We start from the raw sequence: 24631 nt of genomic DNA, 5'->3' as shown, positions 1-24631 counted from the left end.
CCTACAACCAGCCCAACGTGTTTGCGCGCTGGTCCGGCAGCGCCTACAGAGCAAGACTCGTCCATATCAAGCAGCAAAGCGGCACGTGGGCTGCGCAGACCTTCCTGCTCGATCCGGCCCGCAAGTACTACGGTGTCTGGTATCACAAAGCCTCGGTGGACAGCTGGGGCAAGATCTTCCTCGCCTACAGCTACTTCCCTTCCGAACTGCTGCAAAGCGAGGCAAGCTCACTGTCCACTGCCTGGGGGTTGAGCAACATCAGCCCCTATACAGGTTCCGATAACCCGTGCCGGTCGTCCGACGAAGGCCTGCGCTGCTACTACACGGGCTTTGACGCGGTGGGGCACGGCATCATCGCGATCCCGACGCCCTGGTCCAAGGCTGAGTTCGCCATCACGAACAGCTTCGCCAAATGAAGTAAGAGCGGCTAGTGTCCTGTCCAGTTAATTCATAGGCACAGAACCTGCGTGGGTTGAGGCATCCTTGGAGATGCCTCATGCCCAACGCACGCGCGCGCACCAGAAGGTGTCGGGGATCGCGTTGCATACGCACCAGGCAGCGGCAGTGACGTCGTCGTCAGCGCTCCCCAAGCACTGGACGCCCGAGCAGGCGTTGGCAGTCCGGGAGTGCACGCAGGCCCTGCGCGAGCAGCTGTGGGCCAGGTAGGGATCCGCGGATCCAGCAGGCTTGGCGGGACCAGCTCGTCGCCGAGACGTCGCCGCCATCACTGGACCCAGACGAGCCGTTCTGACGCCGTCGTCACCTCAACATCGGGATCCGCAGGGCGCTTGCCGCTGTTCGTTCCAGCTACTGGTTCAGCTGCAAAACCGCGGCCTGACCGCCGAATAACAGCGGATCTTGACCGCCGCTAACACCACCGGCCTGACGTGCCCGTCAAGGTATGTTCGGCGGACGCATACGGCGGGCGGGATTTCAACCTTGCCGCGACACCGGAAAGTCGTGGTCTRCACCGTTCGCTCGGCTTCTGGGATTGCCCGGCGCAGATGTGGCGCCGGCGATGAGGTATTCGGAGGGAACGGGGGCTTCGGTCGACGCTGGCAGCCTGACCCGGATCAGCGTGCCCTGATTCGGCGCCGAGGTCACCGACAAGCTGCCGTGCTCGGCTTCGACCCTGAATCTCATGCCCAGCAGGCCGTAGCTCGAGTTCGTTGCTGCGTTGGCATCGAAGCCGATGCCGTCGTCCCGCACCGTCAGTTCGGCCTGCCCCTGGATGATGCCCAGGTTCAGCCACAGCTGGCGCGCGCGCGCATATTTGCTGACGTTGGTGATGGCTTCCTGAACGACGCGATAGACGACGAGTTCGGCGGCCTCGGCGAGCCGCACGGGCGCCAGCTCGCAATGCACCAGCACGCCGGAGCGCTTCGCGAAATCGCCGGCCAGGATGTCCAGCGTGACGGCCAGGCCCAGGGTGTCGAGGGTGGACGGGCGCAGGTTCTCGATGATGTCCTGCTTCAGCGCGATGCCGCTGTTGAGCTTCTCGATCAGCCGCGTCAGCGGCTCCAGCGCCTCGGGTGCGAGGCTCGCGACGCGGGTCTTGATGCGCGCGGCATCAAGCTTGGCGGACGTCAGCAGCGAGCCCATCTCGTCGTGCAGGTCGCGCGCCAGCCGGGCCCGCTCCTGCTCGCGCGCCGTTTCGATGTGATGCGCCAGCTTGACGAGCTGCGCGGTGCGGCGCGCCACCTCGACCTCCAGCCGCTCACGCTCGATCTGCACCAGGCGCTGGCGTTCCTGCTTTTCGCGCTCGCGCTGGTCTTCCAGCGCGAGCCCCTGGCGCAGGTACAGGAACAACGCAGCGAGGCTGGCCACGCTCAGCAGCGCCACGCCCAGGCGGTTGAGCAGCAGCGTGCGGTGGATGTCGGTCTGCTGATCGGTGGGGGCGGCGCGCAGTTCCTCCAGCCTGGCGGTGCCGGCGCGCAGGGCGCTGAGTTCACCCAGCACGTCTTCAGACTGCCAGTAGGAACTCTCGCCCACCAGCACCACGGTCAACGCTGCGGCGCAGGCCAGGGGAACCAGGATGGGATGCCGGGCTAGAACCGAGAGAATCTTCACGGCCACGTTATCCGTCCGTCGAGATGGCGTCGGTGCAGTGGTAGGGCAGCTGCAGGCGACCGTCGGCACCGGCCACGGCCTGGATGTTGATGACCGGGGCGCTGGAGTTGACCGTGCCGAAGATGGTGGCGAAGGCGACGTCGGCGGCATCGCGCCCGGTGCCAAAGCGCACGAAGCCCATCGGGATCGCGGTGCCTGAAGGGTCGAAGATGTACCAGCGGTCGCCGACGTAGGCCTCCACGTAGGCGTGGAAGTCGGTCGGCCCGAGCGCGGGGTCGGCACCATAGTCGATGCCCGTGGCGAAGCGCGCCGGGATGTTGATGGCGCGGCACAGCGCGATCATCAAGTGGGCAAAGTCGCGGCACACGCCCACTTGATCGAGCAGGGTGTCGATGGCGGAGGTGTTGGAGTCCGAGGTGTTGGACGTGAAGGTCGTGCGCTCCAGCACCCAGTCGCGGATGGCCTGCACGCGGCCGTAGCCCTGCCAGCGCTGGCCGAACTCGCGCATGGCCATGCGGTGCAGCCGGTCGGACTGGCAGTAGCGGCTCGGGTAGATATAGCCCAGCACCTCGGCGGGCACCCGCGCGACGGGCACCTCGCCCACGTCGCCCGGCGGGGCGAAGTGGTGCATCAGGTCGACCGTGGCGCGGTAGGCCACCTTCAGCGGCCCGGCCTGGGCCTGCAGGCGCAGGTAGCGGTTGCGGGTGACCGGCTCCGTCTCGACGCGGGCCAGCAAGGGCTGGCTCAGCGTCAGGGATTCCGCCACCACCAGCTGGCGGGGGGTGCTGGCCGCGTGGATGTTGAAGATGAAATCACAGCCCGGGTCGGCAATGACGTAATCGAGTTCAAGCGCGATCTCGAGGCGGATCATGTTTGGCACGCAGGAGTGCGACCTGCTGCCAGCAATGCGGATCCAGAACGGGACGTCATGAGAGGCTCCAAAGTAGCCCGACCTTACACCCCCCCGGCCGGGCATACCTCTGTTGCCGGGAGGGGATAGGCGGTTGGACCCGCCGTGGGGCAGCTCAGTTCAAGCGCAAGCGGCTGCCTTGCGGCCCGTTTGCCACGACCCTGCCGATCTCCGCCGCCGCACCGAACCCATGGCGGCGAAACACGTCCAGCACGGCGTCAACCGCGCTGGCGTCGCAAGACACCAGCAGGCCGCCGCTGGTCTGGGGGTCGCTCAACAGCGCCTGATCGATGGCCGGGAAGCCCTGCGGCAGCTGCACGTCCGAGCCGTAGCCGGCCCAGTTGCGCCCCGAGGCGCCGGTGACCATGCCGCGCTCGGCGAGTTCGCGCACCTGCGCCAGCAAGGGCACCCGCGCCCAGTCGAGCTCGACACTGGCCTGGGCACCGCGCGCCAGTTCCAGCGCATGGCCGGCCAGGCCAAAACCCGTCACATCGGTCATCGCGTGCACGCCCTCCAGCGCCGCCAGGTCCGGCCCGGGCGTGTTGAGCTGCGTCGTGGTGGCGATCATCTGCGCGTAGCCCTCGGGCGAGAGAGTTTCCTTCTTGAGTGCCGCCGACAGGATGCCCACGCCCAGCGGCTTGCCCAGCACGAGCCGGTCGCCGGGGCGTGCGTCCGCATTGCGCTTGACGCGCTGGGGGTGCACCACGCCCAGTGCGACCAGCCCGTAGATCGGCTCGACCGAATCGATGGTGTGACCGCCCGCGATCGGGATGCCGGCGGCAGCGCAGACCGATTCACCGCCCGCCAGGATCTTGCCGATCACGTCGACCGGCAGCACGTTGATGGGCATGCCCACCAGGGCCAGCGCCATGATGGGTTTGCCACCCATGGCGTAGACGTCGCTGATGGCATTGGTCGCCGCGATCCGGCCGAAGTCGAAGGGGTCGTCGACGATGGGCATGAAGAAGTCGGTGGTGGCGATCAGCGCGATCTCGTCGGTCAGCTGGTAGACCGCCGCGTCGTCGGCGGTCTCTATGCCCACCAGCAGTTCCGGCGGCGCCGGAAAGTGGCGCGTGCTCTTCAGGATCTCGCTCAGCACGCCCGGGGCGATCTTGCAGCCGCAGCCGCCACCGTGGGACAGGGAGGTCAGGCGGGGCACGGGTGGCGTGGCGGGCGTTTGGGTCATGGTTGGAATCTAGGGCAATGAGGCGATGCGGCTGGCCAGGGCCTGGATGCCGGCATCCGACAGATCCTCGCATTGCAGGCGCTGGGCGTCGGGCAGGCCCGCCAGATGACGGCCCTGCGAACGGGCATACAGAGGGTCGTAGTGCCGGGCCATCAGGGCTTCGAAGAGCGGTGGCAGCGCACCTTCCAGCGCCCAGGCCTGCCACTCGGCCAGCACTTCCTTGGGCAGCAGTTCGCGCAGCGTGCCCAGCTTGTCGGCCAGGCCCTGCGGGTCGTCGCCCAGCCAGGCGTAGTCGCGCAGCAGGTAGTCGAGCCGCGCCTGGGCAGAGGCGTCAATCTCGACGACGGAGCTCTCGCGCAKGCGCTGCAGCAGCGGCTCCGGCACCGTGATGCGGCCGATGCGCCGGCTCTCCGCTTCGACCCAGACGCGCCGGCTCAGGTCCAGGCCGACCAGGGCCTGCATCAACTGCGTCTCGAAACCCTTCTGCGACGGCTGCGGCCGGCCGGGCATGGCGCCCAGCACCGAACCCCGGTGGGCCGCCAGATCTTCGAGGTCGAGGACTTGCTCTCCTTGAGTGGCGAGCGCCTGCAGCACCCGCGTCTTGGCGCTGCCTGTGGGGCCGCACAGCACGCGCAGATCGAGCCGCGGCGCCAGCAGCGCAATCTGCTCGATGACATGGGCGCGCCAGGCCTTGTAGCCGCCCTTGAGCTGCTGCGCATCCCAGCCCACCAGCCTCAGCCAGTTGACGAAGCTGCCGCTGCGCATGCCGCCGCGCCAGCAATAGACCAGCGGCCGCCACTCCCTGGGCTTGTCCCTGAACAACTGGTCCAGGTGGCTTGCGATGTTGCGCGCCACCATGGCCCCGCCGATCTTGCGCGCCTCGAAGGCCGAGACCTGGACATAGGTGGTGCCGACGATGCGGCGCTCCTCGTCGTCCAGCACGGGGCAGTTGATGGCGCCGGGAATATGGTCGAGGGCGTATTCGGCCGGCGAGCGCACGTCGATGAGGACGGTGAACTCGCCCAGGTCATTGACGGTGGTGGGCTTGTGACTCATTGCTGCTAGGTTAAGGCAACCCCACGTGGCCCCGGGGATTCAAGCGCGGCCAGAATCCGCGGCGCATCTCTCCAGAGGAAAACGGATGGCCTGGATCATTCTCGTCATCGCCGGCCTGTTCGAGGTCGGCTGGGCCATCGGCCTGAAATACACCGACGGCTTCACCAAGCCCTGGCCCAGCGTGGCAACGGCGGCCTGCATGGTGGCCAGCCTCTGGTTGCTGGGCATCGCGATGAAGTCGCTGCCAGTGGGCACGGCCTATGGCGTCTGGGTGGGCGTCGGTGCGGTCGGCACCGTGATCCTGGGCATCTTCCTGCTCGGCGAGCCGGCCAACCCGGCGCGGCTGTTCAGCATCGCACTGATCGTGGCCGGCATCGCCGGGCTCAAGCTGTCGTCGCCGGGCTAGTCAACGAAGAACTCGCCGCCCGCCGCGTGATACCTGCCGTGAAAGACCTGATGGCCGGGGCCGCGCTGGTGGGCCGCGGCTTGCGCCTCGGCGGCGTGCGCATGGATGCTGACGAAATCGCCGGGAAGCTCCTGCTTCACCCGCAGCACCATCCAGCCTGTGACCCAGCCGGTGTTTCCGGCGTCAGTTTGCAAGGGTTCCATGGTTTCTCCTCCAGTCAATGCCGCTTGAAGTACTGCACCTCGCGCTCGTGTTTTTCGGCCTGTTCGCGTGTGTCAAACGTGCCCAGGTTCCTGCGCTTGCCGGTCTGTGGATCGGGCTTGCGAGAGTAAAGGCGGTACTGGCCGCTGCCGAGCTTGCGAATCACGGTCGGCTCCTTGGTGGCGAAGGCCCAGTTTTCGCCGCGTTGCGGCTTTTGTGTGTAGGACGGCGCGAGAGCGTGCTGACCGAGCGCTCCCGCGGCCGCGGCATCAGCGCGGCAGCGGCTCGACGGCGGCCAGATGGCCCAGCTCGTCGCGCGCCCGCTCGCGGGCCTCGGCGAGGCGTGCGGTCAGCCAGCCGACGGCGAACCAGGCGGCAGGGTCGGCAGTCACCAGGGCCTGGTAGCGATCGCGCGCGACAACGAGGTCGTTGATCTCACCCAGTGCCTGCTGGGCCGCGGCCAGGGCCTGCAGATGACGGGCGGCGCGTTTGTGCGGCAGCAGCGGAGCGAAGAACTCGAGCGCATAGCGCTGGCGCTTGGCGTGCTTGCGCAGCGTATGCAGGGCCGTGGGCTCGAGCTCCTCGAAGCGGCGGCAGCCGTCCACCAGCCTCTTGTGCCAGCGGCGCAGCCGCTTGCGCGCCAGGCGCTGCAGCGCATCCTGCGGCTCGGCGAGGGGCTGAAGGCCGGCGCGCCACGAGATCCAGGCCAGCAGCTGGTGCTGCGTCTCGTCGCTGCGGATCAACGCGGCGAGGTCAGGCGCGGCGCTGCCGGCGGGCAGGGCCAGTGGCGGCGCACCGGCCTGCTTGAGTTCGGCGACGACACCGCTGGCGAGCACATCGCTGTCGCGCGCCTTGCCGAGTTCGGCGAACAGCCGGCGCAAGCCATCCACCAGCCCGGCCGGTGGCTCGGCCACCCAGCCACGGAAGGCCCGCAGCGCGCTGCGCAGGCGGCGGATGCCGACGCGGGCCTGGTGCACATGCTCGGCGCGCAGCTCGGGATCGCCGTCGGCCAGGCCGATGGCATTGCGGTTGAGGTGGGCCAGGCATTCATCGAACACGGCGCCGAAGGCATCCAGCGCGCTGGATGCCTTGTCATAGCGAGGTGATTTGGCCTTGCGCAGCGGTGGATGGGGCGAACCGGCCACGAGGTGATGGCCGCGCTCGGCCTTGTTGCGCGGGTCGTAGACGAGGCCGAAGCGCCGCCGCCAGCGCTCGACCAGGCCCAGCATTGCCACCGGCGAGCCCGACACCAGTTCGAACTCGATCTCGCGAAACTTCTGCACTGCGGCGCCGGCCGTCAGCCGGCCCTCGTCCAGCGCGATGTCGACAACGGCGCCGCGCGTGTGCACGCGGCGTATCAGGCGCCGCTGCTGGAGCTGGAAGCGCTGGCCCGCCTCCTGGCCATCGGCCTTGGCCTTTTCCAGCAGCTCGATCAGCTGTTGGCCGGTCGGCGTGCCGGCATGCGCCTGCGGGTCCGGGCTGGCATCGGGGCGGACGACCTCGTGCTCGAAGCGCTCCAGCGCACCACCGCGCGCGGCCTTCAGCCCTTGCACCCAGCGCCGGCCTTCACGGCGCATGCGCCAAGCCAGCCCGGCGCGAGCGAGGTGCCGGTCGGGCGTGTCGAAATAGGCGTCGATCAGCGAGACGCGCCGCGCCGCGCCGCGTGCGCCAAGCTCGGCCGCCAGCGCCGCGCGGGACGACGCCGGCACGAGGAACTTCAGTTCGACCTCGATGTGCGCGGCGGTCAAGGCAGGGGCGTGTTCAGGCTCGATTGGCCGCCAGTGAGCGGTCCTGGTCGGCCTTGCGGTCGGCCGCCACCTTGATGGCATGCGGGCGCTCGCCGATCAGCTTGGCATAGGGCTTCCAGTCCACACCGCCGGCCTGCAGCAGGTCTTCGCCATAGATGATCTTGGTCGCCATGCCCACTAATGGCAGGCTGACCCAGCCGGCGCAGTCGGCCAGCGTGAAGCTGTCACCGGCCAGATAGGGGCCGAACCTGGCCAGGCGCTTGAAGGCGGCGATGTTCTCGGGCAGCACGCGGGCCACGCGCTTCTTGGTGCCGTCGCTGACCTCGCCGCCGAAGAAGGCCTCGGCATACAGCTCGCGCGCGACCAGCTCCAGGTGCAGCTCGACGTAGGTGATGAGCTCGCGCACCTTGGCCGCCTCGTAGGGATGGGCGGGGATCAGCCGGGGCGTCTCGGGATAGGCCGCCTCCAGGTATTCCACGATGGCCTGGCTTTCGCACAGCGGGCCATGCGGCGTCTTGATGAAAGGCACCTTGCCCAGCGGCGAGCAGCTCAGCACGTCCTCGGCATGGGAATGCGTCTTGATGTATTCCTCGCTGAAGGGGATGTCCTTTTCCAGCAGGGCCAGCTTGACCTTGTTGTAGTAGTTCGAGAGCGGGATGCCGCAGAGGGTGATCATGGGGAGGTCTCCTGGTGAATGCCGCAGTCTATGCAGAGCGGCGCTGCGGCTCTAGCGCGGTGGCGACAGCGGGAAGGGCTTGCTCAGCATTTCCCTATCGATTCACCAGCACGATGCCCACCGCCAACGCCGCCAGGGCCGCGACGAGGCGGGCGCTGATGCCCTCGCCCAGCAGCAACGCGCCCGCCAGCAGGCCGAACAGCGGCGTGCTCAAGGTGAAGACGGACAGCTTGGTGGCCGCGTAATGGCGGATCAGCCAGAACCAGACCAGATAGCTGGCAAAGGTGACGATGATGGCCTGGAAGCCGAACAGACCCAACAGGCGCGGTGACCAGTGCAGGGGCAGGGGTTCGCCGGCGACCAGAGCCGCGGCGCACAGCGCCAGGGCCGAAACACCGAGCTGGTAGAGCAGGGTCTTCTCGGCCGGCGCCGAACTCAGCTTGGTGGCACGGATGGCCAGCGTCGTGCCGCCCCACAGCACGGCGGCCGCCACGCCGAGGGCGTCGCCCCACCATTGCATCGGCGTGCCCGGCGCCGAGAAGCCTTCCGCGAACGCGAAAGCCATGGCGCCGAAGGCCAGCACCAGACCCAGCCACTGCCGCGCCGACAGCGCCTCACCGCGCGCGATCCACGGCATGCCCAGGGCGACGACGAAGGGCGCCAGATAGATGAAGACCACCATGCGCGAGGCGCTGGTGTATTGCAAGCCGACAAAGATGCAGCCGAACTCGGCCGCAAACAGCAGGCCGGCCAGCAGGCCGCCGCCCAAGCTGCCGTCACGCTCGAACAGGCGGATGCCGCGCGACATCGACCACAGCCACACCAGCAGGCCCGCCACAGCCGAGCGCAGCCCCGCCTGCCAGAGCGGCGAGATCTCGGTCAGTGCGGCCTTGGCGGCCACCTGGTTGATGCCCCACAGGAAGCAGCACAACAGCAGCAATGAAACGGCGCGGGGATCGAGATGGGTCTGGCGGCTGATCGGAGAGCTCATGGCCCCTATGCTGCCAGCATGTTCAAGGTGACCATCATTGGCGGGGGAATCATGGGCGCCGCCACGGCCTGCTTCCTGGCCCGCGACCATGGCGCGGCGGTGACCGTCGTCGAGCGCGATGCCTCCTATGCGCAAGCTTCCAGCTCGCTGTCGCTGAGTTCCATTCGCCAGCAGTTCTCGCAGCCCGTCAACATGGCCCTGTCCAGATGGAGCATCGACTTCCTGCGCCGCGCGGCGGACGAGCTGGCGACGGCGGACGACAGGCCCGCCATCGGCCTGGTCGAGCCGGGCTATCTCTATCTCGCGACCGAGGCAGGTGCCGCGACGCTGCGCGAGGTGCATGCGCTGCAGCGCGCCCAGAACGTGGATGTCGCGCTGCTGAGCCCGGCCGAGCTTGTTGCGCGCTTCCCCTGGCTGGCCGTCGACGACATCGTGCTCGGATCGCTGGGCCTGAGCGGCGAGGGCTGGTTCGACGGACCGGCTCTGCATCGTGCCTTCCGGCGCAAGGCCAAGGCCTGCGGTGTGCGCTTTGTCGAAGCGGAGGCGGTGGGCTTCGACGCCACTGGCGACCACGTCACCGCGGTGCGCTGCTCAGACGGCTCGCGTGTGGGTGGCGAAGCCTTTGTCATCACGGCCGGCGCCTGGAGTGCGCCGCTGGGCGCGGCCCTCGGCTTCACGCTGCCGGTCAGCGCCAAGAAGCGCGATGTCTTCGTGCTGGAAACGCCGGCCACCTTGCCCGGCTGCCCCTTGGTCATCGACCCCAGCGGCTTCTGGTTCCGCACGGAGGGTTCATTGATCCTGGCCGGTGGCCCGCCGCGCGGGGACGACGCCGACGAAGCGCCGCTGCACGACATCGACCATGGCCTCTTCGATGAACTGTTGTGGCCGACGCTGGCCGCCCGCGTGCCGGCGCTCGAGGCGCTGCGCGTGCGCTCGGCCTGGGCCGGCTACTACGAGATGAACGCCTTCGACCACAACGGCCTGGCCGGCCGATTGCCGGGTTATGCGAATGCCTTCACGGCCTGCGGCTTCTCGGGCCACGGCATGCAGCAGTCGCCGGCGGTAGGCCATTCGATGGCCCGGCTGATCGCGGGCCTGGATGCGCCTTTGATCGATGCATTGACGCCGCAGCGGCTGCTGGACGGACGGCCTCTGATCGAGGCCAACGTCATCTAGCGCCGGTCTATCTGTTGCGCACGCGCTTCTTGGCGGGCGGCTGGGTCAGCACATAGCGCGTCGCCGTCAGCTTGTCCGACACCGCGCTGGTCTTGTTGTCCACATAGCCCCAGTTGCGCATGGCCAGGCGCACCTCGGTGTCCGACGGGCTGGCTTCCGGGCCCTTGGGGTGCACGACCCAGACCGTCTTGCAGATCATGTCGGCATGGAACTCCGCCATGCGCGGCAGTTCGGACGGGTTGCTCAGCACGGCCACCAGCATGCGCGCCTCGCGCAGATTGGTCGTGATGCCGCCGGCCAGGGCCTCGGCCAGGGCCGGGTCCAGCGTGCCGACCGTGGGCCCGATCAGCAGGGCGGGGTTGTCGGCGCTGACACCGAGCTTGGCGGCCAGCGTGGGCGGCGGCGTCTGCAGCTTCTTCAACCACTTGCCGGCCTCCTTCTCGCCCAGCACCAGGGCCACGGCCTCTTCCCCGTTTTCGCCGGCTTCGAAGCGCAGCTCCTCGCCTTCGACGCGCAGGTTCTGCAGCGCGGCAATATCCCATTTGCGCTTGATGGCGCCGCGCAGCACGACGGTGGTGGATTCGAGCAGGGCGGTGACCTCTTCGGTCTCGGCGCCGACGCGGGCGGTACAACTGGCTTCACGTCCCATGGGGCGTCCTCAGGTTTTATTTGTCAGATCGGCGCATTGTCAGCCGCCAGGCCAGCGCGCCGGCGACAGCGCCCGTCAGGTGAGCAAACGGCGCCACGGGAAAGTCGAATCCCGGCGTGTCGCGCAGCACGGGGCCGAGCGGGTGTTCAAGGAAGAGTTTGCTGACGAGACCGAGCGCAATGCCGGCGCCAACCCAGCGTTCGCGACCCCCGCGCGTGAGCAAAGCCATCGCCGCGATGGCTACCAGCGCATGCAGCTCGCCTGACAGCCCGCCGTAGTGCAGCAACTCGGGGCGCAGCAGCAGGCCGAGTTGGGTCAGCGGCAGGGCGATCAGGGCGGCCAGGGCTTCGCTCGATCCCATCGTGGCACGCCAGCCGAGCAGGGCCAGGGCGGCACAGCCGGCGAGATTGGCGCCCAGGTGAATAGGCGTCCAGTGAACAAAGGCGGCTGTGACAGCGCGCCAGGGATGTGCGCCGGCCAGGGCTGGCTGCCAGTCCAGCGCCTCGCGCGGCAGCGGCCAGGCCAGCAGGGACAGCGCGGCCAGCGCCGCGCACAGCATCAGCCAAACACGGCTTGCCATAGCGCGCGCACGGCGTCCCGGTGCGCGGCCAGCGGGGCGGCGGCTTCGGCGTCCAGCGCCGTGGACTGCTCATCCAGCCTCGCCTTGTGCTGCACGCGGCGCAGCTCGCGGTAGGCGTTGGCCGCCGCGACACCCACGCCGGCCGGCAGCAGACCGGCTGACTCCGCAATGCGCAGCAGCGCGATGTTGCCAAGGTCGTCCTGCAACTGCGGGTGCGTCGCCGAATGCGCCAGCACCAGGAACTGCACGGCGAACTCGGCGTCCATCATGCCGCCCTCGCTGTGCTTGACGTCGAAGAGACCGTCTTTCACGGGCCGCGCCGCGCGCACCTTCTCGCGCATGGCCTGCACCTCGGTCTTCAGCGCCTGCGCGTCGCGCGGCGCCGTCAGCACCTGGCGGCGCACGCTCTCGCAGCGCTCGGCCAGCTCGGCATTGCCGGCACAAAAGCGCGCCCGCGTGATGGCCTGGTGTTCCCAGGTCCACGCCGTGTTGCTGCCCCGGCCGGTCTGGTAGGCCTCGAAGTGCGCCAGCGACGTGACCAGCAGCCCCGAATTGCCATTGGGCCGCAGGGCGGTGTCGATGTCGAACAACTCGCCGGCAGCGGTGCGCAGCGTCAGCCAGGTGATGAGGCGGCGCACGAAGGCACCGTAGATCTCGGCTGCGTTCTCGTCCTCGTCGTCGAAGACGAAGACGACGTCCAGGTCGCCGCCATAGCCCAGCTCCTTGCCACCCAGCTTGCCGTAGGCGATGACGGCCAGGCGCGGCTGCGGGCGATGCGCCTTGCCAAAACGCGCCCAGGCCCAGGTAATGGCGATCTGCAGCACCGCGTCGGCAAGCAGGCTGAGGTCGTCGGCCACCTGCTCGACCGTGATGCGGCCCTCGACGTCGCGCACCAGCGTGCGAAAGACTTCCGCATGGTGGGCGCGGCGCAGCGTGTCCAGCAGGGCCTCTTCGTCGGCCTCGCCGCTGCGCTCCCAGCCCTGCTCGCGCTCCAGCAGGTCGGTGATGAAGGCCTCGCGGTCGAAGCGGGCGGTCAGCAGCAGCGGGTCGGCGAGTTCGTCGATGACGCCGGGGTGCTGCATCAGGTAGCGCATGGGCCAGCGCGCCAGGYCCAGCAGGCGCAGCARGCGTTGCTGCACGGCCGGGCGCTCGACGAGCAGGGCCAGGTAACTCTCGCGGCGCAGCAGCGGGCCGACCCAGTCGACAAAGCGCAGCGCCGCGTCCAGCGAGCATTCGTCGGCCGCCACGGCTTGCGCTGCGCGGTGGAAGAGCTTGGCCAGGCGCTGGCGCGATTCCTCGCGCAGGCCCTGCACGCGTGGCGTGTCGGCCAGGGCGCGCACGGCCGTGGCCAGCTCCGGCGGCAGGCCGGCCAGGAAGTCCTCGCCATCGACGGCGGGCTTGGGCCCGCCGCACTGGCCGCCCTTGCAGCCGCCCTTGGGCTTGCCGCCTTCGTGCAGCAGCGCGTCGAACTCGGTCGCGACCAGCTCGCGCACCTCGCCGAGCATTTCAAACAGCTCGCAGGCCTCGCGCGAACATTTCAATCCGAGCGACGCGGCAATCCACGCCAGGTCGGCATCGCCCTGCGGCAGGCAATGGGTCTGCTGGTCGTCCAGGAACTGAATGCGGTGCTCGACGCGGCGCAGGAAGACATAGGCCTCGCTGAGTTTGTGCGCCGTCTCGGCCTTCATCAGCCCGCCGGCCGCCAGCTGGGCCAGCGCCTTGACGGTGGAGCGGGTGCGGATCTCCGGGAACTGGCCGCCGCGCACCACCTGCAGCAGCTGCACGATGAACTCGATCTCGCGGATGCCGCCGCGCGACAGCTTGACGTCGTTGGCGCGCTCGGGCCGGCCGGCCGCGCGGGCCTTGGCCTCGCTGCGGATCTTGCCGTGCAGCTGGCGCAGGCCTTCGAAGACGCCGTAGTCCAGGTAGCGGCGGTAGACAAAGGGCGTGACGAGGTTGCGCAACTGCAGGGTGCGGGCGTCGCCCGGCGCGCCCATGCCCGACAGCGGCGCGACAACGCGGCTCTTCAGCCAGGCAAAGCGCTCCCACTCGCGGCCCTGCACGAGGAAATACTCCTCCAGCATGCCCAGGCTGACGACCGGCGGGCCGCTCTTGCCGTTGGGGCGCAGCGCCAGGTCGACGCGAAAGACCTGGCCGTCGTCGGTCACGTCGCCGATCAGCGTGTAGAGCCGTTTGGCCACGCTGGAGAAGTATTCGTGGGCACTGACAGGCCGTGAACCTTGCGTCTGGCCGTCGTCTTCGTAAACGTAGATCAGGTCGATGTCGGACGAGACATTCAGCTCGCGGGCGCCGAGCTTGCCCATGCCCAGCACCCAGAAGGCGATGTCGCCGCCCTCCGCGGTGCGCGGCTCGCCGTGGATGGCATCCAGCTCGGTGCGCGCGTCGGCCAGCGCCTTGTCCAGCGTCACCTCGGCCAGGTGCGTCATGGCCAGCGTGACATCCTCCACGGTGGCGCCCTGTTCGATGTCCAGCACCGCCAGGCGCTCCAGCACCAGGTGGCGAGCGACGCGCAAGGCGCTTCCCAACGACCGATCCGCGGCCAATGTCTCGATCAGTGCGGCAATGACGGCCCGGTCGGGCAGGCCCGGTTGCAGCAGCGCCAGCTCGGCCGCATARCGGCGGCGAACCCGCTGCACATAGCGGCTGTGCTCAGCAAGAACGGGAAACAGTGCGCTCATGACCCTGTGCTAGATTGCCTGCCGGCCGGTTCTTCTCCACGTGCCCCAAGACAACGTGTCTGACTTCCTCTCGGCCGCCCTCCACCGCTGCACCCGCGCCTCGCGCTGGCCCTTGCGCCTGTGCTGGCACAGCCTGCGCTGGGCGCTGCTGGTTCTGGCCCTGCTGTGGGCTTTGGGGGTGATGGCCTGGGCTGTATTGCACTGGGCCATTCTCCCGCACGCCAATGACTGGCGCCCCTGGCTGGAAAAGGAAGCCTCAAAGGCTTTGGGGGTAGAGCTGCGCATCGGCCGCATCAGCGTCGAATCCAGTGGCTGGCTGCCGCGCATGGAATTGGGCGATGTGCAGGTGCTCGACGCCGCCGGCCGCCCGGCCCTGCGCCTGCCGCGCGTCGCGGCTGTGCTGTCGGCCCAGTCCCTGCTCGCGCTGGAGCCGCGTTTCTCGCAGCTGCTCGTCGACGCGCCCGAACTCATCATCCGCCGCGACGCCCAAGGCCGCATCTTCATCGCCGGGCTGGGCCTGGACGAGGCCGAAAAGACCGACGCCGGCACCACCGAAGCCGGCATGGACTGGCTGTTCAGCCAGCCCGAGCTGGCCATCGTCAACGGCCGGGTGCGCTGGGTGGACGAGAAGCGCGCCGACACCCGGCCGCTGGAGCTGTCGGCGCTGAACTTCGTCATGCGCAACGGCCTGCGCCGCCACGACCTGCGCCTGGACGCCACGCCGCCCGCCGACTGGGGCCGGCGCTTCACGCTGCGTGGCCAGTTCACCCAGAGCCTGCTCAAGCGCCCCGGCGAATTCCAGCATTGGAGCGGCCAGCTCTATGCCGAGCTGCCGCGCGCCGACCTGAGCCAGTTGAAGCGCCATGTCGACCTGCCTTTCCAGCTCAGCGAGGGCGACGGTGCCGTGCGCGCCTGGGGCCAGATCAAGGACGGCCAGCCGGTGGCGGCGACGCTGGACCTGGCATTGCGCTCGGTACGCCTGAGGTTGCTCGAATCAGCCCCCGAGCTGGACCTGGACCACATCCAGGGCCGACTGGACCTGGCCCGCGCCAAAGGCGCCTTGAGCGTGCAGGCCCGGCAGCTTGGCTTTGTCAGCGGTGACGGCGTCGTCTGGCCGCGTTCGGACTGGGGTGTCACCCTGCAGCTCGGCAAGGCCGACGAGGTGCTGGGTGGCGAGGTCAACGCCCAGCGCCTGGACTTTGCGCTGATGGCCCAGATTGCTCAGCGCCTGCCTCTTGGCGAGCGCGCGCACCAGCTGCTCGACGAGCTGGAGCCGCGCGGCGTGCTGACGGCCCTCAGCGGCCAATGGCAGGGCGCACTGGACGCGCCGCGCAGCTACCGTGTCAAGGCGCAGATCGACGGCCTGGCCGTGGCCGCCAAGGCCGGCGCGCAGGAGGACCACCTCGGCCGCCCCGGGCTGCACGGCGCCAGCCTGGAACTCGACGCCAATGAGCGTGGCGGCACTGCCAAGCTGGCCGTGCACCAGGGCGAGGTCGAGCTGCCGGGCCTGTTCGAGGACCCGCACCTGCCGATCACGCGGCTGTCCACACAGCTGACCTGGAAGCTGCCCCAGCCCGACAGCCAAGCCAAGGGCAAGACGCCCGGCGAGGTCGAGCTGAAGCTGCACGAGCTGCAACTGCAGACGCCCGATCTGAGCGGCGAGTTCGATGTCACCTGGCGGCGCGCGGCCGGTGCCACCACGCCGGGCTTCCTGGACCTCAGCGGCCGCGTGCAGCGCGTGGAGGCCACGCGCGTGGCCCGCTACATCCCGCAGCGCCTGCCAGCCACGCGCAGCTATGTGTCGCGTGCCATCCTCGGCGGCGAGGCGCGCAACGTCAGCGTGCGGCTCAAGGGCGAGCTGAGCGACTTCCCTTTCGCGGCCCCCAGATCCCTCGGCATCTTCCGTGTGGCTACCCAGGCCCAGAACGTCACGCTGGCCTATGTGCCGCCGAGCGACAACGGCGGCAACTGGCCGGCCATGGAGGGCGTGGATGCCGAGCTGATCTTCGAGCGCGCCGGCATGGAGATCAAGGACGGCCATGCCAAGGTGCTGGGCTATGAACTCAGTGGTGTCAACGGTGGTATCAAGGACCTGCACCATGCCCGCGTGCTGCAGCTGGACGGCAACGGCCGCGGCGCCGGCGCCGACCTGCTGCGCTTCGTGCGCGCTTCGCCGCTGGACGAGTGGCTGGGCCATGCGCTGAGCACCACGACAGCCCAGGGCCCGGTCGGGCTCAAGCTTGGCATCACCATCCCGCTGGACGACACCCACCAGACGGCGGTCAAAGGCCAGCTCCAGCTCGGTGGCGTCGACCTCAAGCTGCGCCCCGAGCTGCCGGCGCTCAGCGGCGCACGTGGCCGGGTCGACTTCGACCGCAAGGGCCTGCAGCTGACCGGCATGACGGCCCGCCTGCTCGGCGGCGACGCCGGCATCGAGGGCGGTACCCAGCGCGACGGCGGCATGCGCTTCGCCGTGCAGGGCCAGGCCACGGCCGAGGGCCTGCGCCGCGCCACGGAGCTGGGCGCTGTCACCCGCCTGGCGCAGGCGGCCAGCGGCCAAGCCGCCTACCGCTTCCAGCTCGCTATTCCCCGGGACGGCCAGAGCGAACTCAGCGTCACCAGCAATCTGCAGGGCCTGGCCCTGGACCTGCCCGCGCCCGGCCACAAGGAGGCCGATGCGGTGCTGCCGCTGCGCCTGTTGATGACGCCTACCGCCGCCGGCCGCGACGAGCTGCGCCTCGAAGTCGGCACCCCCGCAGCGCCGCTGTTGCAGGCCCAGCTGCAGCGCGATATCTCCGGCCCCAGCTCCCAGGTGCTGCGTGGCGCCCTGGCCGTGCAAGACAAGTTGCCGGCCTTGCCGGCCACCGGCGTGCTGCTGCAGGTCAATGTCGCGGCCCTGGACCTGGACGCCTGGCAGCAGCGCCTGGGCGGGTTGGCGGGTGGTGGCAGCGGTGGCAGCGGCGGCGAGGGTGCTGACGACGCGGGCCTGCTGCCCAGCCAGATCTCGCTGCGCAGCCAGGCGCTGAAGGTCGGTGGCCGCCAGCTTGGCCGCGCGTCCGCGGTGGTGGCGCGCGAGGGCGCCAATTGGCGCGTCAACATCGACGCCGAGCAGCTCTCCGGCCGCATCGACCTGAAGGGCGTCAAGGGCGGGCAGATCGACGCCGTGCAGGCACGGCTGACCCGGCTGTCGCTGCCGCGCCAGGAAGCCGAGTCGGTCAGCGAGCTCATCGATCCGGGCAAGACCGACGCGGGAAGCGGCCCGCTGCCGTCGCTGGACATCGCGGTCGACGACTTCGAGCTGCGCGGCAAGCGTCTGGGCCGGCTGGAGGTGCTGGCCCACGCGCCGGCCGCCGCGCGTGACTGGAAGCTGGAGAAGCTGCAGATCCACTCTCCCGAGGCGACGCTGATGGCCACCGGCCACTGGGGTGGCGACGGCAACGCCCGGCGCCGCACCCAGCTCGACTGGAAGCTCGACATCGCCGACGCCGGCAAGCTGCTGGAGCGCCTCGGCCAGGGCCAGAAGGACGCCCCCGTGCTGCGCGGCGGCAAGGGCGTGCTGGCCGGCCAGGTCGGCTGGGACGGCTCACCGCTGGCCCCGCACTACGCCAGCATGGCGGGCGCCTTGAACATCCAGCTCGACACGGGCACTTTCCTGAAGGCCGAGCCCGGTGTCGGGCGGCTGCTTGGCGTGCTGAGCCTGCAATCATTGCCGCGCCGCTTCCTGCTGGACTTCCGCGACGTCTTTGCCGAGGGCTTCACATTCGACGGCGTGACCGGCGACGTCAAGATCACCGCCGGCGTGGCCCGCAGCGACAACATCCGCATCCGCGGCCTGCAGGCGGCCGTGCTGGTGGACGGCAGCACCGACCTGGCGGCCGAGACGCAGAAGCTGCGCGTCGTCGTCGTGCCTGAGGTGTCGGCCGGCGGTGCGTCGCTCGCCTATGCGGCCATCAACCCGGCCATCGCGCTCGGCGCCTTTTTGGCCCAGCTCATCCTGAGCCGCCCGGTGGCCGCGGCCAACACGCGCGAGTTCCACATCACCGGGACCTGGGATGACCCCAAGGTGGAGAAGGTGGAGGCGCTGCCGGCCAAGGCGGCGAGCGCGCCCTAATCCAGCGCCTTCAGCTGCAGCCGCAGCCCCGTGTAGCCGCGCAGCTGCATCAGCGCGGTCTTCAGCCCGGGTTCGGCCATGAAGAGGGTGTCGAAGCTGCCGTCGGCCGCCGCCAGGCTCAACCCGCGCATCAGCCGCTCGGCCAGCTGCGGCTTGTCGCGCGCCACGAAGAAGTACAGCGGCTGCTTGTATTGCAGCGCCACGCCTGGCAGCTCGGCGAAGCCCTGGTCGGTGAATTGCAGCAGCTCGGCGTCGATTTCTTCGCGGGTGCGCGGGATGAAGTCGAAGCGGCCGGCCTTGAGCATGCGGAACAGCAGCTCGGATTTGGTCGCCGTCTCGACGATGAAGCCATTGGCCCGCAGGATCTGCGCGTCGCTCCAGTAGGTGCCCGCGCCGGCGCGAAAGCGGCGCAGCGCCTCCAGCGCGCGCACCGATCGCAGGGTGGAGAGGTCGGCGGCCCGGACGAGCAGGAAGCGCAGCTCGTTGATGCCCTTGAGCAGGTTGAAGCGCACCGGCAGCGCCTGCGCCTCGCGCTCGGGTGTCGTCGTGCTCCACATCAGGTCCAGCAGGCCGTCCTGCAGCATCTGGCGCATGCGCGGCCGTGGCAGGTCAGGTGCCGCGTGAACCAGGACGGGCGCCGGCTCGCCGTCGCCCGTCTTGCTCAGGGCCAGCTTCAACGCCTCGATGAAGAAGTCGCCGTGAGCGCTGTAGGCATTGGGGTCGGGCAGTCGCAGCGTCAGCGGTGGGCCGGCACCATGGGCTGGCGACAGCGCGGCGGGTAGCGCGGCGGCGAGGGGAAGCGCCAGCAGTTGGCGCCGCAGGCGGGAGGGAAGCTGCATGTCCGCTCGATTCTCATGCCGCAGCCCCTGGGGCGTCATGCCGGCGGGCGTGACTTCTGCCGCGCAGTCCTGAACGTGATCGACCAGCGCAGGGCGTCCACCGGCGCCACGCTGTGCTGCCGGCCCCAGCGCGCCGCGCCCTGCAGTGCGTAGACGGAGCGCGGTTCGACGTTCAGCTTGATGATGTCCTCGCGCTTCGGGTTGTGTGGCGGATAGGGCCTGAAACGCAGCAGCGCCTCACTGCCCAGCGACACGCCGAAGACGTCCTCGAAATCCGGCACGTCGCGATGCCAGCCCAGCGGTGTACCGGGCGCGTACTCGGCCACGAGGACATGCACGAGGGCTTGTGCGTCGACACCAGCCCAGCGGGCGACCCGCTCGCGCAGCGGGTGCAGCTCGGCGATGAGGGGTGACGACGGCCGCAGTTCGTTGCTGTCGTAATCGAACTGGCCGCCGAAACTGACGACGCGGCGGCGTGCGGTATAGCTCTTGTACTTCGCTTCCTGCAGCGGCAGCGCCTGCACGATGGCGATGAGGGTCGCTTCTTCGCTGGCGGACAGAAAGCCTGCGTCGTAGCGCAAGCCGGCGGGCAGTGCGCCCGGCGACGGCGCAAGATCGTCGAACAGTCCGGCCTGGCTCATCGGGGTCAGTTCAGGCCGGTGCGTAGGCTTTCAAGTCGGCGGCCGTTTGTGCAGCCTCCTGGCGCAACCAGGCCGCGAAGCGCTTCACGACGGGCAGGGCGGCGGCGTCCTCGCGCACAACGAGCAGGTTGGCGCGCGGCGACGGCAGCAGCAGCGCGTGCGCCTGCACCAGCGTGCCCACGCGCAGCCGCGGCAGCGCCAGCGACAGGCGCGTGACCGCCACACCCAGGCCGGCCTCGGCCGCGTCCAGCGTGACGCCGGCATCGTTGAAGGCCGGCCCTTCGGCTTGAGCGGTGGCACCGGCCGCGGCCTGCCACAGCGGCGCGTCGCCGGTCACGTGGCTGAGCAGGCGGGCGGCCGGCCAGCGCGCGGCATCAGAGCCCAACTGCTGGGCCAATGCCGGTGCGGCCACGGCCAGCAACCGGTCCTCAAACAGAACCTCGCCGCCATCAGCCGGCCGGCCATGGCGCAGTGCCACCAGGGCCACACGTGGCGCCGGGCGCACCAGCGCGTAGTCGGTCTGCACGATGAGGCGCACCGTCGGCGCGGCCGCGATGAAGCCGTGCAACCGCGGCAGCAGCCAGGCACGCGCCAGCGAGCCGAGCGTGGCGATCTGCAGCGTCGTGCGTGCCTCTTCTGGCTCGGGGTAGACCGCCTCGTGCAGGGCCGCGAGCGGCCCGCCCAGGCGCGCCAGCAGCTCGCGGCCCTCGGCCGTCAGCCGCATCTGGTTGCCCACGCGCTCGAACAGGGTCTGGCCGCACCAGTCTTCCAGCTGGCGCACCTGGCGGCTGATGGCGCCGGGCGTCAGATGCAGCTCGGCGGCGGCGCGGCTGAAATTGCCCAGGCGGGCGGCGGCCTCGAAGGCTTGCAGGGAAAAGAGGGGTGGCAGGCGTTCGCGCATGGTGTTGAGAAATCGGCACAGCCGGTGTGCCAAAGCCTCGCTGGTGTGGCGGGCGGGTGGGGCCGACAGTGGCGCGACGTTAACGCTGGAGATCAAAGCCATGCCCGCACAAGCCATTCTTGTCCACCGGTTCGGTGGCTCCGAGGTGCTGGAATTGCAGCAGCTGCCGATGCCGGAGGCCATGCCCGACCAGGCGGTCGTGCGCATCGACTACGCCGGCATCAACTTCGTCGACCTCTACCAGCGCGAAGGCCGCTATCCCAACATCAGCCTGCCCTGGCGCCTCGGCCTGGAGGGGGCGGGCGAGATCGTCGACGTCACGCCAGGCGCCGAGTTCCAGCTCGGTGATCGCGTCGCCTTCACGACCGGCGTGCAAGGTGCCTATGCCAGCCATCTCGCCGTGCCGCTGGAGCATCTGGTGCGCGTGCCCGATGCGCTGTCGTTGCGTGACGCCGCTGCGGCGCTGGAGCATGGCCTGACGGCGGCGATGCTGCTCGACGACGTCGCGCGGCTGCCGGCGCGCGAGCCCGTCCTCGTGCATGCCGCGGCCGGCGGTGTGGGCGGCTGGCTGGTGCAGTGGCTGATTGCACGCGGCCATCCGGTCTTCGGCACGGTGTCCAACGCTGCCAAGGCCGACTGGCTGCGCGGCCTGGGTGCCGCGCCGCTGCTGGCGGACAGCGACTGGGTGTCCGCCGCCCGCGGCGTCGCCGTCGTCTTTGATTCGGTCGGCCGCTCGACCTTCGCCGGCAGCCTGGATGTGCTGCGCATGGGCGGCCATCTCGTGCTTTTCGGCGCGGCCAGCGGCCAGCCCGAGCCGGTCGACGTGCTGGCGCTGCAGAAGAAGAGCCTGACGCTGACGCGGCCCGTGCTGCCCCACTTCCTGCCCGATGCGGCCAAGCGCCGCGCACGGGCGGAGACGGTGTTCGATGCGTTGCTGAGTGGTGCCGTGCAGCTGCGCATACACGCCGAATTCCCGTTGGCCGACGCGGCCAGCGCCCATGAACTGCTCGCGTCGCGTGCGACGCAGGGCAAATTGCTGCTCAAGCCATGACCACCTTGCAAGACCGCCTGGCCAGCCTCGGCCACACCCTGCCCGACCTCGGCGAACCTGCTGCGAACTATCTGCACCACCGCGAAGGCAAAGGCCTGCTCGTCATTGCCGGCCAGATCGGTACGCCCGGTCGCGGCGCGCTGGACGCGTCAGCCGGCCACGCCGAGGCCGAGGTCGCCGCGCTGAAGCTGCTGGCCGTGCTGGACGCGGCTGTCGGTGGCGACCTGGGCCGCGTGCGCCAGGTGCTGCGCCTGGGCGTGTTCATCGCTTCGTCGCCGGGCTTCACCGAACACAGCACCGTGGCCGACGGTGCCTCTGACCTCGTCGTGGCAGCTCTGGGGGAGCGGGGCCGGCATGCGCGCGCGGCCATCGGTGTGGCCAGCCTGCCGGCGGGTGCGGCGGTGGAGGTCGAGGCGCTGGTGGAGCTGGTGTCGTGATCGAACACCTGCTGCTCAACCATGCGGGCGCCTCGCCGATGTCGGCGGCGGCACTCGCGGCCCTGCAGGCACATCTGGCGCTGGAATCTCGCCTCGGGCCGATGGAGGCCGGGGACGCGGTCGCGCCCCAACTGCAGCGCCTGCGCGAGGACGCCGCACGGCTGTTGAACGCTGGCACGGACGAGGTTGCCTTTCTCAGCAGCGGTTCGGCCGCCTTTGGCGCGGCCTGGTCGGCCTTCACGCACAAGACGCCGGTGCGCCACGGCGACCGCATCCTGGTCGGTCGCCAGGAATGGGGCGGCAATCTGGCGACCTACCAGCGCAGCGGTGCCAGCGTCGAGGTGCTGCCCTGCCGTGAAGACGGCAGCGTCGACGTCGAGGCCAGCGCGGCGCTGATTGACGAGCGCGTGCGCTGGATCTCGTTGACCTGGCTGCCCGCCAATGGCGGCCTCATCAACGAYGCTGCCGCCCTGGGCCAGGTGGCGCGCGCGGCCGGCGTGCCGTATTTCATCGATGCGGGCCAGGCCGTGGGGCAGTTGCCGGTGGATGTGCAGGCCCTTGGCTGCGATGTGCTGAAGAGCGCCGGCCGCAAGCATCTGCGCGGCCCGCGTGGCACGGCGCTGCTGTATGTGCGCAAGGGTTTCCTGGATCATTTGGAGCCGCCCTGGGTGGACGTCTCGGGAGGGCGATTCGAAACGGCGGAGCAGCCGGTGGCGCTGCGACTGGCCTTGCAGGTGGCCATTGCCGAAGCACTGGAAATCGGCATCGAAGCCATCGGCGAGCGAGTGCAGGGTCTGGCCGTTCTGCTGCGCGAGCGACTGGGCGAACTGCCGCACGTCCGCGTGCACGACCTCGGCAACGGCACGCGCTCGGGCCTGGTCAGCTTCACCGTCGAAGGCGAGGCAGCCCCGGCGACCCGCGCACGGCTGGCTCAGCAGGGCATCCATGTCGGCGCCAACGGCGTGCCCTACACGCCGCTGGACATGCAGGCCCGTGGCCTGGACGGCATCGTGCGTGCTTCATTTTCCTGGCTTAACAACCCAGCGGACATCGAGCGGCTAGCATCAGCGCTATGAATGCCCCCACGCTCATTTCATTCGCTGCCCCCCGAGGGGGCGCGTCAGCGCCTACGGGCGGCCGGGCGACGCTGACATGAAGATCGCAGCAGTCCAGATGGTCTCCGGCCCCGACGTGGCCGCCAACCTCGGCGCGGCGCGCCGCCTGCTGGAGGACGCCGCCCGCCGCGGCGCCCAGCTCGCGGCCCTGCCCGAATACTTCTGCCTGATGGGCATGCACGACAGCGACAAGCTGGCCCTGGCCGAAACCGAGGGCGAAGGTCCCATCCAGGCCATGCTGGCCAGCGCCGCGCGCGACCTGGGCCTGTGGCTCATCGGCGGCACGCTGCCGATCAGGTCGACAACGCCTGAGCGGGTGCGCAACACGACGCTGGTGTTCTCGCCCGACGGCGAGCAAGTGGCGCGCTACGACAAGATCCACCTCTTCGCCTTCGACAACGGCCGCGAGAGCTATGACGAAGGCCGTGTGCTGGAGCCCGGCAACCAGCCGACGAGCTTCGACGCCGGCGGTGTCAAGGTCGGCCTGTCGGTCTGCTATGACCTGCGTTTCCCTGAGCTCTACCGCGCCTATGCCGGTTGTGACCTGCTCGCCGTGCCGGCCGCCTTCACCTACACGACCGGCCAGGCGCATTGGGAGCTGCTGCTGCGCGCCCGCGCCGTCGAGAACCAATGCTATGTCGTCGCGCCCGCCCAGGGCGGCCAGCATGCCAACGGCCGCCGCACCTGGGGCCACAGCATGGTCATCGACCCCTGGGGCCAGGTGCTCAGCGTGCTGGCCGAAGGCGAGGGCGTCGTCGTCGCCGACGTGGACCCGGCGCGTCTGACTCAGGTGCGCCAGCAGCTGCCGGCCCTGGCCCACCGCAAGCTCTGAGCAGGCGCGTCGAGAATCGGCGCACTCCGCCGCTCCGGGCCTGCGAGCGGCGTCTGCAAAGGATTCCCCATGACTGACAAGATGGCCAGCCGCTCCACGGCCTGGCTGGTGGGTGCGCTGGTGGCGCTGGCGCTGTTCGGCAACTACTACGTCTACGACTCCATCGGCCCGGTGGCCGACCTGCTGCAGCAGCAGCGCGCCTTCAGCGACAGCCAGATCGGCCTGCTGAACGCGATCTACAGCCTGCCCAATATCGTGCTCATCCTTGTCGGCGGGGTGCTGGTGGACCGCTTCGGCGCCGCGCGCATGACGCTGTGGACGGCGGCCATCTGCCTGGCTGGCGCGGCCTTGACCGC

At 69.6% G+C, this 24631-nt stretch carries 24 protein-coding genes; 9 read left to right on the top strand and 15 right to left on the bottom strand.

Going from position 1 to position 24631, the window contains the following annotated elements; all coding sequences use genetic code 11:
• Nucleotides 1-416: hypothetical protein (locus tag ACXJKR_RS04040; RefSeq protein WP_457320937.1), on the top strand; the 416-nt coding region annotated here is incomplete at its 5' end.
• Between the two features lie 517 nt (nucleotides 417-933).
• On the opposite strand, the gene ACXJKR_RS04035 is transcribed toward ACXJKR_RS04040, so the two are convergent.
• The 4 genes from ACXJKR_RS04035 to mnmH form a co-directional block, all read right to left on the bottom strand.
• Nucleotides 934-2070, bottom strand: a complete 1137-nt coding sequence (locus tag ACXJKR_RS04035; RefSeq protein ID WP_457320935.1) for a sensor histidine kinase — start codon at nucleotides 2068-2070, stop codon at nucleotides 934-936.
• Nucleotides 2071-2077: 7 nt separating this feature from the next.
• Nucleotides 2078-2941 carry a transglutaminase-like domain-containing protein gene (locus ACXJKR_RS04030; RefSeq protein ID WP_457320934.1) on the bottom strand — a complete coding sequence of 288 codons (864 nt, stop codon included), beginning with the start codon at nucleotides 2939-2941 and terminating at the stop codon, nucleotides 2078-2080.
• 154 nt (nucleotides 2942-3095) lie between these two features.
• Entirely contained in the window at nucleotides 3096-4166 is a 1071-nt protein-coding gene (selD, locus tag ACXJKR_RS04025) for a selenide, water dikinase SelD (RefSeq protein ID WP_457320932.1), read from the bottom strand.
• A 9-nt stretch (nucleotides 4167-4175) separates the two neighbouring features.
• On the bottom strand, nucleotides 4176-5222 hold the full coding sequence (gene mnmH, locus ACXJKR_RS04020; protein ID WP_457320930.1) for a tRNA 2-selenouridine(34) synthase MnmH: 1047 nt from the start codon (nucleotides 5220-5222) through the stop codon (nucleotides 4176-4178).
• Nucleotides 5223-5307: 85 nt separating this feature from the next.
• Here mnmH and sugE point away from each other — a divergent pair, with 85 nt between their 5' ends.
• Nucleotides 5308-5628, top strand: coding sequence for a quaternary ammonium compound efflux SMR transporter SugE (gene sugE, locus ACXJKR_RS04015; RefSeq protein ID WP_056199860.1), 321 nt, complete (start codon nucleotides 5308-5310; stop codon nucleotides 5626-5628).
• On the opposite strand, the gene ACXJKR_RS04010 is transcribed toward sugE, so the two are convergent.
• The 5 genes from ACXJKR_RS04010 to ACXJKR_RS03990 all read right to left on the bottom strand — a co-directional run bounded on the left by ACXJKR_RS04010 (nucleotide 5625) and on the right by ACXJKR_RS03990 (nucleotide 9244).
• On the bottom strand, nucleotides 5625-5831 hold the full coding sequence (locus ACXJKR_RS04010) for a hypothetical protein (protein ID WP_056199857.1): 207 nt from the start codon (nucleotides 5829-5831) through the stop codon (nucleotides 5625-5627). The genes sugE and ACXJKR_RS04010 overlap by 4 nt on opposite strands.
• A gap of 14 nt (nucleotides 5832-5845) precedes the next feature.
• The gene (locus tag ACXJKR_RS04005) at nucleotides 5846-5995 is read right to left on the bottom strand and encodes a hypothetical protein (RefSeq protein ID WP_157256336.1); all 150 of its coding nucleotides are present in this window, start codon (nucleotides 5993-5995) and stop codon (nucleotides 5846-5848) included.
• A 103-nt stretch (nucleotides 5996-6098) separates the two neighbouring features.
• Nucleotides 6099-7577, bottom strand: coding sequence for a CYTH and CHAD domain-containing protein (locus ACXJKR_RS04000; RefSeq protein WP_457320927.1), 1479 nt, complete (start codon nucleotides 7575-7577; stop codon nucleotides 6099-6101).
• 13 nt (nucleotides 7578-7590) lie between these two features.
• On the bottom strand, nucleotides 7591-8253 hold the full coding sequence (locus ACXJKR_RS03995) for a glutathione S-transferase (protein WP_056199851.1): 663 nt from the start codon (nucleotides 8251-8253) through the stop codon (nucleotides 7591-7593).
• A 94-nt stretch (nucleotides 8254-8347) separates the two neighbouring features.
• On the bottom strand, nucleotides 8348-9244 hold the full coding sequence (locus ACXJKR_RS03990; RefSeq protein WP_457320925.1) for a DMT family transporter: 897 nt from the start codon (nucleotides 9242-9244) through the stop codon (nucleotides 8348-8350).
• A gap of 18 nt (nucleotides 9245-9262) precedes the next feature.
• Between ACXJKR_RS03990 and ACXJKR_RS03985 the strand changes: the two genes are divergently transcribed.
• Entirely contained in the window at nucleotides 9263-10420 is a 1158-nt protein-coding gene (locus ACXJKR_RS03985) for an NAD(P)/FAD-dependent oxidoreductase (RefSeq protein WP_457320923.1), read from the top strand.
• 7 nt (nucleotides 10421-10427) lie between these two features.
• Here ACXJKR_RS03985 and ACXJKR_RS03980 read toward each other — a convergent pair whose 3' ends face one another.
• The 3 genes from ACXJKR_RS03980 to glnE are packed head-to-tail and all read right to left on the bottom strand — an operon-like array spanning nucleotide 10428 to nucleotide 14348.
• A complete protein-coding gene (locus tag ACXJKR_RS03980) occupies nucleotides 10428-11069 on the bottom strand; it encodes a hypothetical protein (protein WP_457320921.1) in 642 nt (213 codons plus the stop codon).
• A gap of 16 nt (nucleotides 11070-11085) precedes the next feature.
• Complete coding sequence (rrtA, locus tag ACXJKR_RS03975) at nucleotides 11086-11649, bottom strand: rhombosortase (protein ID WP_457320919.1); 564 nt, start codon at nucleotides 11647-11649, stop codon at nucleotides 11086-11088.
• Nucleotides 11628-14348, bottom strand: a complete 2721-nt coding sequence (gene glnE / locus ACXJKR_RS03970; protein WP_457320917.1) for a bifunctional [glutamate--ammonia ligase]-adenylyl-L-tyrosine phosphorylase/[glutamate--ammonia-ligase] adenylyltransferase — start codon at nucleotides 14346-14348, stop codon at nucleotides 11628-11630. Before glnE ends, rrtA begins: the two co-directional genes overlap by 22 nt.
• Nucleotides 14349-14403: 55 nt before the next feature.
• Here glnE and ACXJKR_RS03965 point away from each other — a divergent pair, with 55 nt between their 5' ends.
• A complete protein-coding gene (locus ACXJKR_RS03965; protein ID WP_457320915.1) occupies nucleotides 14404-18459 on the top strand; it encodes a YhdP family protein in 4056 nt (1351 codons plus the stop codon).
• Here the strand turns inward: ACXJKR_RS03965 and ACXJKR_RS03960 are convergent.
• The 3 genes from ACXJKR_RS03960 to ACXJKR_RS03950 are packed head-to-tail and all read right to left on the bottom strand — an operon-like array spanning nucleotide 18456 to nucleotide 20942.
• Nucleotides 18456-19298, bottom strand: a complete 843-nt coding sequence (locus ACXJKR_RS03960) for a substrate-binding periplasmic protein (RefSeq protein WP_457320913.1) — start codon at nucleotides 19296-19298, stop codon at nucleotides 18456-18458. The genes ACXJKR_RS03965 and ACXJKR_RS03960 overlap by 4 nt on opposite strands.
• A gap of 35 nt (nucleotides 19299-19333) precedes the next feature.
• Nucleotides 19334-19939, bottom strand: a complete 606-nt coding sequence (locus ACXJKR_RS03955) for an alpha-ketoglutarate-dependent dioxygenase AlkB (protein WP_457320912.1) — start codon at nucleotides 19937-19939, stop codon at nucleotides 19334-19336.
• A 10-nt stretch (nucleotides 19940-19949) separates the two neighbouring features.
• A complete protein-coding gene (locus tag ACXJKR_RS03950; RefSeq protein WP_457320910.1) occupies nucleotides 19950-20942 on the bottom strand; it encodes a LysR family transcriptional regulator in 993 nt (330 codons plus the stop codon).
• On the opposite strand from ACXJKR_RS03950, the gene ACXJKR_RS03945 reads away from it, so the two are divergent.
• From ACXJKR_RS03945 to ACXJKR_RS03925, 5 genes are all read left to right on the top strand, one after another.
• The gene (locus tag ACXJKR_RS03945; RefSeq protein ID WP_457320908.1) at nucleotides 20941-21891 is read left to right on the top strand and encodes a quinone oxidoreductase family protein; all 951 of its coding nucleotides are present in this window, start codon (nucleotides 20941-20943) and stop codon (nucleotides 21889-21891) included. The genes ACXJKR_RS03950 and ACXJKR_RS03945 overlap by 2 nt on opposite strands.
• Nucleotides 21888-22328, top strand: a complete 441-nt coding sequence (locus ACXJKR_RS03940) for a RidA family protein (protein ID WP_457320906.1) — start codon at nucleotides 21888-21890, stop codon at nucleotides 22326-22328. The genes ACXJKR_RS03945 and ACXJKR_RS03940 overlap by 4 nt, the downstream gene beginning before the upstream one ends.
• Nucleotides 22325-23404, top strand: coding sequence for an aminotransferase class V-fold PLP-dependent enzyme (locus ACXJKR_RS03935; RefSeq protein WP_457320904.1), 1080 nt, complete (start codon nucleotides 22325-22327; stop codon nucleotides 23402-23404). Before ACXJKR_RS03940 ends, ACXJKR_RS03935 begins: the two co-directional genes overlap by 4 nt.
• A 76-nt stretch (nucleotides 23405-23480) precedes the next feature.
• Complete coding sequence (locus tag ACXJKR_RS03930) at nucleotides 23481-24275, top strand: carbon-nitrogen hydrolase family protein (RefSeq protein WP_457320903.1); 795 nt, start codon at nucleotides 23481-23483, stop codon at nucleotides 24273-24275.
• Nucleotides 24276-24344: 69 nt separating this feature from the next.
• A partial coding sequence (locus ACXJKR_RS03925) for an MFS transporter (RefSeq protein ID WP_457320902.1) occupies nucleotides 24345-24631 on the top strand: 287 nt, incomplete at its 3' end.

The sequence above is a fragment of the Roseateles sp. P5_E11 genome, from assembly GCF_054049355.1.
The sequence above is the reverse complement of the archived record's forward strand: the minus strand, read 5'-3'. Positions and strand labels throughout refer to the sequence as shown.

What these genes read in the sequence shown, in the direction of transcription:
- ACXJKR_RS03930 (WP_457320903.1), top strand. Translation starts at nt 23,481, where the DNA reads ATGAAGATCGCAGCAGTCCAGATGGTCTCCGGCCCCGACGTGGCCGCC.
- selD (WP_457320932.1), bottom strand. Translation starts at nt 4,166, where the DNA reads ATGACCCAAACGCCCGCCACGCCACCCGTGCCCCGCCTGACCTCCCTG.
- ACXJKR_RS03960 (WP_457320913.1), bottom strand. Translation starts at nt 19,298, where the DNA reads ATGCAGCTTCCCTCCCGCCTGCGGCGCCAACTGCTGGCGCTTCCCCTC.
- rrtA (WP_457320919.1), bottom strand. Translation starts at nt 11,649, where the DNA reads ATGGCAAGCCGTGTTTGGCTGATGCTGTGCGCGGCGCTGGCCGCGCTG.
- ACXJKR_RS03995 (WP_056199851.1), bottom strand. Translation starts at nt 8,253, where the DNA reads ATGATCACCCTCTGCGGCATCCCGCTCTCGAACTACTACAACAAGGTC.
- ACXJKR_RS03945 (WP_457320908.1), top strand. Translation starts at nt 20,941, where the DNA reads ATGCCCGCACAAGCCATTCTTGTCCACCGGTTCGGTGGCTCCGAGGTG.
- ACXJKR_RS03950 (WP_457320910.1), bottom strand. Translation starts at nt 20,942, where the DNA reads ATGGCTTTGATCTCCAGCGTTAACGTCGCGCCACTGTCGGCCCCACCC.
- ACXJKR_RS03990 (WP_457320925.1), bottom strand. Translation starts at nt 9,244, where the DNA reads ATGAGCTCTCCGATCAGCCGCCAGACCCATCTCGATCCCCGCGCCGTT.
- ACXJKR_RS03985 (WP_457320923.1), top strand. Translation starts at nt 9,263, where the DNA reads ATGTTCAAGGTGACCATCATTGGCGGGGGAATCATGGGCGCCGCCACG.
- ACXJKR_RS04010 (WP_056199857.1), bottom strand. Translation starts at nt 5,831, where the DNA reads ATGGAACCCTTGCAAACTGACGCCGGAAACACCGGCTGGGTCACAGGC.
- ACXJKR_RS03980 (WP_457320921.1), bottom strand. Translation starts at nt 11,069, where the DNA reads ATGGGACGTGAAGCCAGTTGTACCGCCCGCGTCGGCGCCGAGACCGAA.
- ACXJKR_RS03940 (WP_457320906.1), top strand. Translation starts at nt 21,888, where the DNA reads ATGACCACCTTGCAAGACCGCCTGGCCAGCCTCGGCCACACCCTGCCC.
- ACXJKR_RS04030 (WP_457320934.1), bottom strand. Translation starts at nt 2,941, where the DNA reads ATGATCCGCCTCGAGATCGCGCTTGAACTCGATTACGTCATTGCCGAC.
- ACXJKR_RS03955 (WP_457320912.1), bottom strand. Translation starts at nt 19,939, where the DNA reads ATGAGCCAGGCCGGACTGTTCGACGATCTTGCGCCGTCGCCGGGCGCA.
- sugE (WP_056199860.1), top strand. Translation starts at nt 5,308, where the DNA reads ATGGCCTGGATCATTCTCGTCATCGCCGGCCTGTTCGAGGTCGGCTGG.